This window comes from Klebsiella grimontii (genome assembly GCF_900200035.1).
Classification (GTDB): domain Bacteria; phylum Pseudomonadota; class Gammaproteobacteria; order Enterobacterales; family Enterobacteriaceae; genus Klebsiella; species Klebsiella grimontii.
In genome coordinates this window covers 189257-202608 of record NZ_FZTC01000017.1, presented here as the reverse complement: position 1 = coordinate 202608, position 13352 = coordinate 189257, and the positions used below count along the sequence as shown (strand labels likewise).

The window sequence follows — 13352 nt, the reverse complement described above, 5'->3', positions numbered from 1 at the left end:
AGGCGCGCATCACACCTTTTTAAAGATTAACGAGCCGTTAGTGCCGCCGAAGCCGAAGGAGTTACACAGGGTATACTCCAGACCGCTTACCTGGCGCGCTTCGTGCGGGACGAAGTCCAGATCGCAACCTTCATCCGGGTTATCCAGGTTGATGGTTGGCGGAACGGCGCTATCGCGCAGCGCGAGGATGGAGTAGATAGACTCTACTGCGCCCGCTGCACCGAGCAGGTGGCCGGTCATTGACTTAGTCGAGCTCACCATTACGCGGCTGGCAGCGTCGCCGAAGACAGATTTCACCGCCTGCGCTTCTGCTTTATCGCCCGCCGGCGTAGAGGTACCGTGGGCGTTGACGTAGCCAATCTGGCTTGCGTCAATACCCGCGTCGCGAATGGCGTTCACCATCGCCAGCGCTGCTCCAGCGCCATCTTCCGGCGGTGAAGTCATATGGTAGGCATCGCTGCTCATACCAAAACCGACGATTTCAGCATAGATTTTCGCACCGCGTTTCTTCGCGTGCTCGTACTCTTCCAGCACGACCATGCCGGCGCCGTCGCCCAGCACGAAACCATCACGCTCTTTATCCCACGGACGGCTTGCCGCCTGCGGGTTGTCATTGCGAGTGGACAGCGCGCGCGCTGCACCAAAGCCGCCTACGCCCAGCGGGGTACTGGCTTTTTCCGCACCACCGGCGACCATTGCGTCAGCATCGCCATAGGCGATAACGCGCGCGGCGTGACCAATGTTGTGTACGCCAGAAGTACATGCGGTTGCGATGGAAATGCTTGGTCCACGCAGACCAAACATGATGGTCAGATGCCCGGCCACCATGTTAACGATTGTGGAAGGAACAAAGAATGGGCTGATCTTACGCGGTCCGCCTTTTACCAGCGAACTGTGGTTTTCTTCGATCAGGCCAAGCCCGCCAATACCGGAACCAATAGCGGCGCCGATGCGGGTAGCATTCTCTTCCGTCACTTCAAGGCCAGAATCCTGCATGGCCTGAATGCCAGCGACAATTCCATATTGAATGAAGGCATCCATCTTGCGCTGCTCTTTGCGCGAGATGAAGTCATCACAGTTAAAATCCTTTACTAAGCCAGCAAATTTCGTTGCATAGGCGCTAGTATCGAAATGGTCGATCAGGCTGATGCCACTCTGACCGGCAAGGAGAGCTTTCCAGGTAGACTCTACGGTATTGCCGACAGGAGACAACATGCCCAGTCCGGTCACAACTACACGACGCTTAGACACGGTTGTCCTCCAGGGAGGGAAAATAGATTCTTGTGGGACAAAATGTAGATAAAACTCAGGCGGTCGAATGACCGCCTGGAGATGTTCACTTACGCCTGGTGGCCGTTGATGTAATCAATGGCAGCCTGAACAGTAGTGATTTTCTCAGCTTCTTCGTCCGGAATCTCAGTATCAAACTCTTCTTCCAGAGCCATTACCAGCTCAACGGTGTCAAGAGAATCAGCGCCCAGGTCTTCAACGAAGGAAGCATTGTTGGTAACTTCTTCCTGCTTAACGCCCAGCTGTTCGCCGATAATTTTCTTAACGCGTTCTTCGATAGTGCTCATACTCTTAAATTTCCTATCAAAACTCGCTTTCGCGATGGTTTTCGTAGTGTATAAAATGTTGAAAAATTTGCAACTAAATCCCGGCAGGTCTTACCACGATTTTACGCTATTTTGCGGCTGTTTGCCCTCATAACGCAAATCATTTTGTACAAAACATTACAGTGAACCGCACAGACTGCGCGGTTCCTGAGCGTTTTGCGCAAATCTCGGTCAGACCATATACATTCCGCCGTTGACGTGCAGAGTTTCACCGGTGATGTAACTCGCTTCGTCAGAGGCTAAAAATGCCACCGCACTGGCGATTTCATTTGGAGAGCCGAGGCGCCCCGCAGGAACTGCCGCCAGCGTACCCGCACGCTGCTCATCGGTCAGCGCACGCGTCATGTCCGTTTCAATAAAGCCCGGAGCAACAACGTTTACAGTAATACCGCGGGACGCAACTTCGCGAGCCAGTGATTTACTGAAGCCAATCAGACCCGCTTTCGCCGCAGCGTAGTTGGCCTGACCCGCATTTCCCATGGTACCAACCACAGAACCGATAGTGATAATACGTCCATGACGCTTTTTCATCATAGCGCGCATTACCGCTTTTGACAGACGGAAAACAGATGACAGGTTGGTTTCGATAATATCGTTCCACTCATCATCTTTCATGCGCATTAACAGGTTATCACGAGTGATCCCGGCATTGTTCACCAGGATATCAACTTCACCAAATTCTGCGCGAATATTTCCCAGAACAGATTCAATAGATGCAGGATCGGTCACATTCAGCAGCAGACCTTTACCGTTAGCACCTAAATAATCGCTGATCGCCTGCGCGCCGCTTTCGCTGGTCGCAGTCCCGATAACTTTCGCGCCACGGGCAACGAGCGTTTCAGCGATTGCGCGGCCAATCCCGCGACTTGCACCGGTAACCAGCGCGATTTTTCCTTCAAAACTCATGGTTTTCCTCTTTTATTGCTCAAGCGCCGCAGACATCGCCGCCGGCTCGTTAAGCGCGGAAGCAGTCAGGGTGTCAACAATACGTTTAGTCAGGCCGGTGAGGACTTTACCCGGGCCTACTTCATACAGATGCTCTACGCCCTGTGAAGCCATAAACTCAACGGTTTTGGTCCACTGAACTGGGCTATACAGCTGACGGATCAGGGCATCACGAATAGCATCAGGCGCCGTTTCACTTTGCACGTCGACGTTATTCACAACCGGAATCGTCGGCGCGTTAAAGGTGATTTTCTGCAGCTCAACGGCCAGTTTTTCCGCCGCAGGCTTCATCAGCGCGCAGTGGGACGGTACGCTGACCGGCAGCGGCAGCGCACGTTTAGCGCCCGCAGCCTTACAGGCTGCGCCAGCGCGCTCTACGGCTTCTTTGTTACCGGCAATAACAACCTGCCCTGGCGAGTTAAAGTTCACCGGAGAGACGACCTGCCCTTCGGCAGACTCTTCGCAGGCTTTCGCAATCGCCGCGTCGTCAAGCCCGATGATCGCGGACATCGCGCCGGTACCTTCCGGTACCGCTTCCTGCATAAACTTGCCGCGCATCTCAACCAGGCGTACGGCATCGGCAAAATCGATAACGCCTGCGCATACCAGCGCAGAATATTCGCCGAGGCTGTGGCCCGCCAGCAGAACAGGCGTTTTACCGCCTTGCTGCTGCCAGACGCGATACAGCGCAACGGAAGCGGTCAGCAGCGCCGGCTGAGTCTGCCAGGTTTTGTTCAATTCTTCCGCCGGGCCTTGCTGCGCAAGCGCCCACAGATCGTAACCCAACGCCGCAGAGGCTTCACGGAACGTCTCTTCAATTACCGGGTAAGCGGCCGCCATATCTGACAGCATCCCGACACTCTGAGAGCCCTGTCCCGGGAACACAAAAGCAAATTGCGTCATGTTTAAATCCTTATCCTAAAAACGAACCAGCGCGGAACCCCAGGTGAACCCGCCACCAAAGGCTTCCAGCAGAATAAGCTGACCACGTTGAATGCGGCCATCGCGAACGGCTTCATCCAGCGCACAAGGAACGGAAGCCGCCGAGGTATTGCCGTGTCGGTCGAGCGTGACGACGACATTATCCATCGACATTCCCAGCTTCTTCGCCGTGGCGCTGATAATGCGCAGGTTGGCCTGATGCGGCACCAGCCAGTCCAGCGCCGAACGCTCGAGATTATTCGCGGCTAAAGTCTCGTCCACGATATGCGCCAGTTCGGTCACCGCAACCTTAAAGACTTCATTACCCGCCATCGTCAGATAGATCGGGTTTTCCGGTTCGACGCGATCGGCGTTCGGCAGCGTCAGCAGTTCGCCGTAGCTCCCATCCGCATGCAGATGCGTAGAGATAATGCCCGGCTCTTCAGAAGCGCCCAGCACAACGGCGCCAGCGCCATCGCCAAAAATAATGATGGTTCCGCGATCGGCAGGATCGCAGGTGCGCGCCAGCACGTCAGCGCCAATCACCAAAGCGTAATCAACCGCGCCGTTTTTCACGTATTGATCGGCAACGCTGAGCGCGTAGGTGAAACCCGCGCAGGCCGCAGCAACGTCAAACGCCGGGCAGCCTTTGATACCCAGCATTGATTGAATCTGGCAAGCCGAGCTAGGAAACGCATGGGTACCGGAGGTAGTCGCAACAATAATCAGACCAATTTGCTCCGGCTTGACGCCCGCCATATCCAGCGCATTCTTAGCGGCTTCAAGGCCCATCGTAGCAACTGTTTCATTCGGTGCGGCAATACGACGCTCGCGGATACCGGTACGAGTAACAATCCACTCGTCAGACGTATCAACCATATTTTCCAGTTCAGCGTTCGTACGCACGTGCTCAGGCAGATAGCTGCCGGTACCAATAATCTTCGTATACATGTACGCTCAGTCACTCTTGGGTAATATACCGGGTTAACTCAAACTGCGAGGCGTCAGTCGTTTCCGGTCATCCGGGTTTGAGGCCTGGAACTTCCGCTTCTGCCGCCTTCAGGCAATTCGAAACCTGCAGGGTATAAAGATTCCAGGCGAGCGGCAATTCGCTGAGGAACCTGCCGCTGCACAGCCTGCACTGCCTGCTCTATCGCGACGCAAAAAGCGCGCTGATTGGCAGCCCCATGACTTTTAATCACGGAACCGCGTAATCCTAACAGACAGGCACCATTATACTGGTCGGGGTTGAGGTGACTGAATCGCCTCGACAGGCTTTTTTGTAACCAACGCTTTAATAAAAGCAGCCACCACGACCTTTTTTTCCCCTCTCCCTGTGATTTCAACAGTGAAAGGAACATTCTGACAACACCTTCCATCGTTTTTAATGTGACGTTGCCCGTGAATCCATCACAAACTAAAACATCCGTTTTGCCCGTCAACAATTCGTTGGCTTCCAGATACCCAATATAGTTGAGGGTTGGCAGGGTTTTCAAAACTGCCGCCGCGTCACGAATGCTGCTGAGACCTTTCATCTCTTCTTCGCCGATATTCAGAAGCGCAACCCGGGGATCCTTAATACCGATAACTTCTTCGGCAAGAACCGCCCCCATAACGGCAAACTGCACCAGCATCGTGCTATCGCAATCGACGTTAGCGCCTAAATCCAGCACCACCGTTTTGCCCTTCAACTGATGCGGTAGCATGGTGACCAGCGCGGGGCGCTCAATTCCCTCAATAGGCTTAAGCAGCAGCTTCGCCAACCCCATCAGCGCGCCGGTGTTACCCGCGCTGACGCAGGCCTGCGCCCGCCCTTCTTTTACTAACTCCAGCGCGATGCGCATTGAGCTGCCGCGACTGGCGCGAATGGCCTGCGCGGGTCGAGCATCACTGGCAATAACCGACTGCGCAGGGATAACCTGCAGACGTGAACGTTGTTCAAAATCAGCTTTGGCAAGTAATGGCGCGATAGCGTCGGGATCGCCGACTAAAAGAAGTGTGAGTTGTGAATTAGAGTTCAGTGCCTGCAATGCTGCAGGCACTGTCACGGAAGGGCCAAAATCCCCGCCCATGACATCTAACGCCAGGGTTAGACGTGTCAAGGTATCGTCGCTGCCCGGTTCGGTTATTCCCCAGTTACCCGGGGAAATCCTCACTAAGCTTCATCACGCTTTCGCGTGATTACTTAGCGATAACCTTGCGACCGCGGTAGAAACCGTCGGCAGTGATGTGGTGACGCAGGTGTTTTTCACCAGAAGCTTTGTCTACAGACAGGCTGGTGACTGCGGTCAGCGCGTCATGGGAACGACGCATGCCACGTTTGGAACGGGTTGGTTTATTCTGTTGTACGGCCATGGACCTTACTCCTCAATTACTTATGCTTTAAGCTGGCTAATACGGCAAATGGATTTGGTTTTTGTGCCTCTTCAGGCAGTTCACCAAAGACCATGTCCGCGTCGGACACTTCACAGTGTTCAGAATCATGCACCGGAACTACGGGCAAGGCGAGGATGATTTCATCTTCAACCAGCGCCAGCAGATCGATTTCACCGAATTCGTTAACCTCAATCGGCTCATACGCTTCCGGCAGTGCCTCGGCCTGTTCGTCATTTCTGACGGGGCTGAAACAATACGTTGTGTGGACATGATGGGGGAACGGTTTCCCGCAACGCTGACATTCGAGGGTTACCGACACCGTCGCATCGCCGTTTAACACGGCAAGACGTTGGTTATCGATAGCGAACGACATGCTGCATTCCACATCGCTGTCCACGCTGACAACAGAATCAGCGACACGCACAGCCTGATCACGGGTATAGATACCTTGGTAATCTAAGCGTTTTTGAGCCGTGCGAACCGGATCGAGAGTCAGGGGTAATTTTACCTTTTGCATAGGGCGCGCATATTAACTTTGTAACGTCATAGAGTCAAAGAAAAAGGCAGCCTCAGGTTGCCTTTTGCCATTTATTCGCACACATTGCGGCGCATAGTTTAAAATGATGCTCTGCGAAGCGCTATATGTGGATGAAAAAATATGTCTGAACTAATCCTCGCGTCAACCTCGCCCTGGCGGCGAATGCTGCTGGAAAAACTGTCGGTGCCTTTTGAATGCGCGGCGCCGGAAGTTGATGAGACCCCGCTGCCCGGCGAACCCGCCCGCCAGCTGGTGCTGCGTCTGGCGCAGGCGAAGGCGCAGGCCCTTGCCGCGCGCTACCCTCAGCACCTCATTATAGGCTCCGATCAGGTTTGCGTCCTGGACGGTGAAATTACCGGCAAATCGCACACGGAAGAAAACGCCCATCGCCAGTTGAGAAAGGCCAGCGGCACCATCGTCACGTTCTATACCGGCCTGGCGCTGTACAATTCCGCCAACGGTCACCTGCAAACCGAATGCGAACCTTTCGACGTTCATTTCCGCCGTTTAAGCGACCAGGAAATTGAGAGCTATATCCGCAAGGAAAACCCGCTGCAGTGCGCCGGAAGCTTTAAAAGCGAAGGGTTAGGCATCACGCTGTTCGACCGCCTCGAGGGACGCGATCCCAACGCGCTGGTCGGTTTGCCGCTCATTGCCCTCTGCCAGATGCTGCGCCGGGAGGAGTGTAACCCTCTGCTCACCTGAACGCGATTTCATGTGGTCTCTTTATGAGGCCGTCAGCCGCCTTTAAGCAACGTTTTAGCCGCTGACCGGCGGCGCGGAGCCTGTTTTACTCCAACTTAATTAATGCATCGCCTGTCACAGTTTATTTTTCCAGCGCCACTACAATCCAATTAAATAATGAAACGATGTTTTATTTTTAAATGGAGCTATTATGCCTACCCGCGCTACGGTTTTGTCCCTCGCCCTGCTGGCCGCCGCCAGCGCCAACGCCAATGACTGGCAACGCCAGGGCATCGTAGAGGGCAATCTACCCGCCTCGTGGCAGCAGTTGAAAGCGCAGATGACCTACTCGGACTCGTGGCTCTCTGGCCACTCTCATAATTTTAATCAATGGCGACAGCAGGCTCGTATGCTGCTTCGGCAGTCTCTGCTGACCCCGGCGTCGACAATCCCCTTCGCACCGCAAACGCTCATGAGAGAAGACCGGGGAACCTATATCGCCGAGAAGCTGGCCTTCAACGTAACCGACGATAACAGGATTGCCGCGCTGATGTTGACGCCAAAATCACCCGGCCCTCACCCGGCTATTGTCCTGTTACACGATCATGGCTCAAAGTTTGACATTGGTAAGGAGAAGCTGATCCGCCCCTGGAGTGACGCCGCGCGGCTAGCCAGCGCCCAGGCGTGGGCGGATAAATTTTTCAGCGGCCGGTTCATCGGCGATGAACTGGCGCAGCGTGGTTACGTCGTGATAGCCATCGATAGCCCAGGCTGGGGAGATCGAGGGCCTATGGTCTACGAGCAGCAGCAGGCCCTGGCCAGTAACTACTTTAACCTTGGACGTTCGCTGGCAGGTGAAGTCGCCTATGAAGATCTGCGTACCGTTGATTTCGTCAGTACTTTAACAGCGGTGGATAATACACGCATCGGGGTATTGGGTTTCTCAATGGGGGGCTTTCGCGCCTGGCAACTGGCCGCCCTGTCTGACAAAGTGGCCGCGACTGCCGTTATCTCCTGGTTTGGTACCTGGCGCGGCCTGATGCAGCCGGGCAACAACGTCCTGCGCGGGCAATCGGCCTTTTATATGCTTCATCCAGGCTTATCCGGCCGTCTCGACATTCCCGATATCGCCAGCATCGCCGCGCCAAAACCGATGCTCATTTATAGCGGCGGCAAGGATAAGCTGTTCCCGGCAGAAGCCGTTAACGATGCCTTCGCAAAATTGCATACAGTGTGGGGGTCGCAAAACGCGCAGGATAAGCTGGAAACGAAGACGTGGCCGGAACTGGGCCACGTCTTTTATAAAGAACAGCAGGATGAGGTTTTCCCCTGGCTTGCCAGGTGGCTCAAGCCCTGAGCCTGATGGCGGTTATTTGGCGCTACGCAAAACCTGCAGGCAGCGCTTAAGCTGATTATCCAGAGGCGCTTCAACGCGCATTATCTCGCCGCTCCCCGGATGGGTAAACTTCAGCGCCGCCGCATGGAGAAACAGTCGGTTAAGGCCGGTGCCTGCCAGCTGCTTATCAAATTCACGGTCGCCGTAACGGTCGTCGAAAGCGATGGGATGGCCGGCATATTGCGTATGCACGCGGATTTGATGCGTACGACCGGTTACCGGGCTGCAGCGCACCAGCGTCGCATGGGTAAAACGCTCTTCGACTTTAAAACGCGTCTCAGAAGGTTTCCCCTCCTGGTTAACCCGCACAATACGCTCACCGCTCTGCAGAATATTTTTCAGCAGCGGGGCCTGCACCACTTTAGTATGCGATTGCCACTGCCCGCGTACCAGCGCCAGGTAATCCTTCTGCATGCCTTTGTCGCGCAGCTGCTCATGCAGGGAACGCAGCGCTGAGCGCTTTTTGGCGACCAGCAGAACGCCAGATGTGTCGCGGTCAAGGCGATGCACCAGTTCCAGGAAACGCGCTTCCGGGCGCAGCGCGCGCAAACCTTCGATCACGCCAAAGCTCAGCCCGCTGCCGCCGTGGACCGCAGTGCCTGAAGGCTTGTTAAGCACCAGAATATGATCGTCTTCATATAAAATCACATCGGCCAGCGCGGCCACTTTTTGCAGGTGCGGAGAGACCGCCTCTTCTTCTTTCTCAGATACGCGGACCGGCGGGATGCGCACTTCGTCGCCGGCTTCCAGCTTATATTCCGGCTTCACGCGCTTTTTGTTAACCCGCACCTCGCCTTTACGCAAGATGCGATAAATCATGCTCTTCGGTACGCCCTTCAGCTGCGTACGCAAAAAGTTGTCGATACGTTGCCCGGCTTCATCATCAGCAATGGCAACCATTTTTACGCTTGGGATCTCAGTTTTCATGGTGCGCGATTTTAAATAGCCCGACGCATTAGCGCCACTCATTTTTATATGCTTATATTTATCATCATCCGGATTTCACCGTATGCTTCATCATCGTTTTGTTTGTTATTAGAACAATCTGTATACGCGGGTGAAAAAACTGTGAGTAACCGGGTGATAAAAGGTGAAAGTCAACTTGCTATAACAAGCTTAGCAATGGAATAATGATGCAGTATTCCGTACTGAAACTTGTTAGAACAAGAAATTAGCGGAATGACCAATTTTGTCTGACCGATCATCAACGCAGCAATGGCGTAAGACGTATTGATCTTTCAGACAGTTAGCGGGCTGCGGGTTGCAGTCCTTACCGGTACAGGCTCTATGGATTTCACGGCGCAGGAAGGCGTTCACACTGGGATATCCCGGCGCTCATCTGGATCAAATGATTAAGATGAGCAGGTTAAGCCGCCACGCCGGCTACGTGAAAAACGATGGGTATAAATGGAATCTTCTCTGGTGATACATCCCAGGCAGTTCCCCTGATAATTGCGCTGTGTTTCCGTTTGAAATACAGGCGACCGACACTCTGCGCCTCTTAAGCGCGCGACAACCGTGAGGTTGGCGACGTGAAACAGACACGAGGCCATCGGTTTCCCCCGGTAAGGCGTTACTCTGCCCGTAGCTTAGTCGTCAATGTAAGAATAATGAGTAAGTTACGATGAAAAGAATGTTAATCAACGCAACTCAGCAGGAAGAGTTGCGCGTCGCCCTTGTTGATGGGCAGCGCCTGTACGACCTGGATATCGAAAGCCCCGGGCACGAACAGAAAAAAGCGAACATCTACAAAGGCAAAATCACTCGTATAGAACCTAGCCTCGAAGCCGCGTTTGTTGATTATGGTGCCGAGCGTCATGGTTTCCTCCCTCTTAAAGAAATCGCCCGCGAATACTTCCCTGCCAACTACAATTCTCATGGTCGTCCGAACATCAAGGACGTGCTGCGTGAAGGTCAGGAAGTTATTGTCCAGATTGATAAAGAAGAGCGTGGCAATAAAGGCGCCGCGCTGACGACCTTTATTAGCCTGGCGGGCAGCTATCTGGTGCTGATGCCGAATAACCCACGCGCTGGCGGTATTTCACGCCGCATCGAGGGTGACGATCGCACCGAACTTAAAGAAGCGCTGGCCAGCCTTGAGCTGCCGGACGGCATGGGACTTATCGTTCGCACCGCCGGCGTCGGCAAGTCCGCCGAAGCGCTGCAGTGGGACTTAAGCTTCCGCCTGAAGCATTGGGAAGCCATCCAGAAAGCCGCAGAAAATCGCCCTGCTCCGTTCCTGATCCATCAGGAAAGCAACGTGATTGTGCGCGCGTTCCGCGACTATCTGCGCCAGGATATCGGCGAAATTCTGATTGATAACCCGAAAGTGCTTGAGCTGGCTCGCCAGCACATCGCGGCGCTGGGTCGTCCGGATTTTAGCAGCAAAATTAAGCTGTACACCGGGGAAATCCCGCTGTTCAGCCACTATCAAATCGAATCGCAGATTGAATCCGCTTTCCAGCGTGAAGTGCGTCTGCCTTCCGGCGGTTCTATCGTTATCGACAGCACCGAAGCGCTGACCGCTATCGATATCAACTCCGCACGAGCCACCCGCGGCGGCGACATCGAAGAAACGGCGTTTAACACCAACCTGGAAGCGGCAGATGAAATCGCTCGTCAGCTGCGTCTGCGCGACCTTGGCGGCCTGATCGTTATCGACTTCATCGATATGACCCCGGTTCGCCATCAGCGTGCGGTGGAAAACCGCCTGCGCGAAGCCGTCCGTCAGGACCGAGCGCGGATCCAGATCAGCCATATTTCACGCTTTGGACTGCTGGAGATGTCGCGCCAGCGCCTGAGCCCGTCGCTCGGCGAGTCCAGCCATCATGTCTGCCCGCGCTGTAGCGGAACGGGTACCGTGCGCGATAACGAATCGCTGTCGCTTTCCATTCTGCGTTTGATTGAAGAAGAAGCGCTGAAAGAGAACACCAAAGAAGTTCACGCTATCGTGCCGGTGCCGATTGCCTCTTACCTGCTGAACGAAAAACGTGCTGCGGTAAGCGCGATTGAAACCCGTCAGACCGATGTGCGCGTCATTATCGTGCCAAACGACCAGATGGAAACGCCGCACTACTCCGTTCTGCGCGTGCGTAAAGGCGAAGAAACCTCCACGCTGAGCTATCTGCTGCCGAAACTGCACGAAGAAGAGATGGCCATGCCTTCTGATGAAGAGCCGGCCGAGCGTAAGCTTCCGGAACAACCGGCGCTGGCCGCTTTTGTCATGCCTGAAGCCCCTCCGGCTCCGGCACAGGAAGAGCCGACGAGGGCAATAGCTACCGTTACGCCTGCCGCATCCGCACCGAAGGCCGCAGCGCCGGCCCAGCCTGGTCTGATTGCCCGCTTCTTCAGCGCCCTGAAAAATATGTTCTCCGGCGCGGAAGAGACTAAACCGGCAGAAGTTCAGGTTGAGAAAAAAGCGGAAGAGAAATCCGAACGTCAGCAGGAGCGTCGTAAACCGCGTTCTAACAACCGCCGCGATCGCAATGACCGTCGTGACAACCGGGATAATCGCGATAGTCGTGATAGTCGTGCCGAGAATAGCGAAGGCCGGGAGTCTCGCGAAGAAAACCGCCGTAACCGTCGTGAGAAGCAGCAGAACGCCGAGCCGCGCGAAATTCGCCAGACCACGGTAGAAGATAGCGAAAAAGGCAAAGCTCGCGACGAGCAGCAGCCGCGCCGCGAACGTAATCGTCGTCGTAACGATGATAAACGTCAGGTTCCGCAGGAAGCCAAAACGCAAACCCGTGAAGAGCCAATCGTACAGGATAGCGAGCAGGAAGAACGCGTCCAGACTATGCCGCGTCGTAAACCGCGTCAGCTGCCGCAGAAGGTTCGTTTCGAATCGGCTGCCGCTGAGCAGGTTGTCGAGCCGGTAGCCGCAGCGCAGGTAACCGAAGCGCCTGTCGTCCAGCCGGAAACCGTTGCTCCACGTACTGAACTGGCAAAAGTCGATCTGCCGGCGGTCGTTGAGACAGCTGCGGAACATGACGACAACGGTGAAGCCCGCGAATCTAACGGCATGCCGCGCCGTTCGCGTCGCTCGCCTCGTCACCTGCGCGTAAGCGGCCAGCGCCGTCGTCGCTACCGTGATGAGCGTTACCCGACGCAATCCCCGATGCCGCTGACCGTTGCCTGCGCATCGCCGGAAATGGCGTCTGGTAAAGTGTGGATCCGCTATCCGGTGGTTCGTCCGCAGGACCAGCAGCAGGAAGACGCTCCGGTTCAGGAGTTCTCCGTCGCTGCGGCTGAGCCGATCATTACGCCAGCGGCTGCCGCCGAGCCGGTTGTTTCTGAAGTCATTGCGCCGGCAGCAGCCGAAGATAGCGCAGCCATCTCCGAACCTGTGGCGGTGATTAACGAACCGGAAGTCCCGGTCGTTGAAACTACCCATCCGGAAGCTATCGCCACCCCGGTAGATGAACAGCCGCAGCTGATTGCAAAAGCCGATGAAGCCGTAGTCGAAGACGTTGTCGCAGAAGCCGTCGAAGTTGATGCGAAAGACGCCGTCGAGCCGGAAGCAACGGTCCCTGTGTCTGAACCCGTTGTAGCCGAACCTGCTGCAGCCGAAGAAGCGCCTGAGGTTGTTGAAGAAGCGCCTGTCGTTTCCGCGCCAGCGCCAGTAGCGGAGCCGGTGGTTGAGGCTAAGCCAGCTGTCGAAGCCGCGCCGGTAGTTAAGGTCGCCAATCGTCACGCGACGGCGCCGATGACGCGTGCGCCTGCACCAGACTACGTGCCCGAAGCGCCGCGTCAAAGCGATTGGGTTCGCCCGAACTTTGATTTTGACGGTAAAGGCTCTGCTGGCGGCCATAGCGCCACGCATAAAGCCACTGCCGGACCTACCCGTCCGCAGTCCGTAGAGTAACCTCTACAAGAC

Annotated in this window: 12 protein-coding genes; 3 read left to right on the top strand and 9 right to left on the bottom strand. The window is 55.2% G+C overall.

The features are described from left to right. Nucleotides 1–9: 9 nt before the first annotated feature. The 8 genes from fabF to yceD all read right to left on the bottom strand — a co-directional run bounded on the left by fabF (nucleotide 10) and on the right by yceD (nucleotide 6375). Complete coding sequence (gene fabF / locus KOSB73_RS13485; RefSeq protein WP_004132347.1) at nucleotides 10–1251, bottom strand: beta-ketoacyl-ACP synthase II; 1242 nt, start codon at nucleotides 1249–1251, stop codon at nucleotides 10–12. Nucleotides 1252–1340: 89 nt separating this feature from the next. After that, nucleotides 1341–1577 carry an acyl carrier protein gene (acpP, locus tag KOSB73_RS13480; RefSeq protein ID WP_000103754.1) on the bottom strand — a complete coding sequence of 79 codons (237 nt, stop codon included), beginning with the start codon at nucleotides 1575–1577 and terminating at the stop codon, nucleotides 1341–1343. Between the two features lie 210 nt (nucleotides 1578–1787). Beyond that, nucleotides 1788–2522 carry a 3-oxoacyl-ACP reductase FabG gene (fabG, locus tag KOSB73_RS13475; protein ID WP_004131399.1) on the bottom strand — a complete coding sequence of 245 codons (735 nt, stop codon included), beginning with the start codon at nucleotides 2520–2522 and terminating at the stop codon, nucleotides 1788–1790. A gap of 12 nt (nucleotides 2523–2534) precedes the next feature. Further along, a complete protein-coding gene (gene fabD / locus KOSB73_RS13470; protein ID WP_004132345.1) occupies nucleotides 2535–3464 on the bottom strand; it encodes an ACP S-malonyltransferase in 930 nt (309 codons plus the stop codon). Between the two features lie 15 nt (nucleotides 3465–3479). Further along, on the bottom strand, nucleotides 3480–4433 hold the full coding sequence (locus tag KOSB73_RS13465; RefSeq protein ID WP_004131395.1) for a beta-ketoacyl-ACP synthase III: 954 nt from the start codon (nucleotides 4431–4433) through the stop codon (nucleotides 3480–3482). A gap of 53 nt (nucleotides 4434–4486) precedes the next feature. Then, a complete protein-coding gene (plsX, locus tag KOSB73_RS13460; RefSeq protein ID WP_071830712.1) occupies nucleotides 4487–5584 on the bottom strand; it encodes a phosphate acyltransferase PlsX in 1098 nt (365 codons plus the stop codon). A gap of 79 nt (nucleotides 5585–5663) precedes the next feature. Beyond that, complete coding sequence (gene rpmF, locus KOSB73_RS13455) at nucleotides 5664–5837, bottom strand: 50S ribosomal protein L32 (protein ID WP_004101077.1); 174 nt, start codon at nucleotides 5835–5837, stop codon at nucleotides 5664–5666. A 16-nt stretch (nucleotides 5838–5853) separates the two neighbouring features. Beyond that, nucleotides 5854–6375 carry a 23S rRNA accumulation protein YceD gene (gene yceD, locus KOSB73_RS13450; RefSeq protein ID WP_004131393.1) on the bottom strand — a complete coding sequence of 174 codons (522 nt, stop codon included), beginning with the start codon at nucleotides 6373–6375 and terminating at the stop codon, nucleotides 5854–5856. A 141-nt stretch (nucleotides 6376–6516) separates the two neighbouring features. Here yceD and KOSB73_RS13445 point away from each other — a divergent pair, with 141 nt between their 5' ends. After that, nucleotides 6517–7101, top strand: a complete 585-nt coding sequence (locus KOSB73_RS13445; protein WP_098140585.1) for a Maf family protein — start codon at nucleotides 6517–6519, stop codon at nucleotides 7099–7101. A 190-nt stretch (nucleotides 7102–7291) separates the two neighbouring features. Further along, a complete protein-coding gene (locus KOSB73_RS13440; protein WP_098140584.1) occupies nucleotides 7292–8437 on the top strand; it encodes a dienelactone hydrolase family protein in 1146 nt (381 codons plus the stop codon). Between the two features lie 12 nt (nucleotides 8438–8449). Here the strand turns inward: KOSB73_RS13440 and rluC are convergent, their stop codons facing one another. After that, nucleotides 8450–9403, bottom strand: a complete 954-nt coding sequence (gene rluC, locus KOSB73_RS13435; RefSeq protein WP_004132333.1) for a 23S rRNA pseudouridine(955/2504/2580) synthase RluC — start codon at nucleotides 9401–9403, stop codon at nucleotides 8450–8452. A gap of 697 nt (nucleotides 9404–10100) precedes the next feature. On the opposite strand from rluC, the gene rne reads away from it, so the two are divergent. Beyond that, nucleotides 10101–13340: a ribonuclease E gene (gene rne / locus KOSB73_RS13425; protein WP_098140583.1), complete on the top strand. Its 3240-nt coding sequence runs from the start codon at nucleotides 10101–10103 to the stop codon at nucleotides 13338–13340. Nucleotides 13341–13352: the final 12 nt, after the last annotated feature.

Bases quoted from the DNA above. Each gene is read 5' to 3' on its own strand.
- acpP (WP_000103754.1), bottom strand. From the start codon at position 1,577: ATGAGCACTATCGAAGAACGCGTTAAGAAAATTATCGGCGAACAGCTG.
- fabG (WP_004131399.1), bottom strand. From the start codon at position 2,522: ATGAGTTTTGAAGGAAAAATCGCGCTGGTTACCGGTGCAAGTCGCGGG.
- fabD (WP_004132345.1), bottom strand. From the start codon at position 3,464: ATGACGCAATTTGCTTTTGTGTTCCCGGGACAGGGCTCTCAGAGTGTC.
- KOSB73_RS13465 (WP_004131395.1), bottom strand. From the start codon at position 4,433: ATGTATACGAAGATTATTGGTACCGGCAGCTATCTGCCTGAGCACGTG.
- rpmF (WP_004101077.1), bottom strand. From the start codon at position 5,837: ATGGCCGTACAACAGAATAAACCAACCCGTTCCAAACGTGGCATGCGT.
- yceD (WP_004131393.1), bottom strand. From the start codon at position 6,375: ATGCAAAAGGTAAAATTACCCCTGACTCTCGATCCGGTTCGCACGGCT.
- KOSB73_RS13445 (WP_098140585.1), top strand. From the start codon at position 6,517: ATGTCTGAACTAATCCTCGCGTCAACCTCGCCCTGGCGGCGAATGCTG.
- KOSB73_RS13440 (WP_098140584.1), top strand. From the start codon at position 7,292: ATGCCTACCCGCGCTACGGTTTTGTCCCTCGCCCTGCTGGCCGCCGCC.
- rluC (WP_004132333.1), bottom strand. From the start codon at position 9,403: ATGAAAACTGAGATCCCAAGCGTAAAAATGGTTGCCATTGCTGATGAT.
- rne (WP_098140583.1), top strand. From the start codon at position 10,101: ATGAAAAGAATGTTAATCAACGCAACTCAGCAGGAAGAGTTGCGCGTC.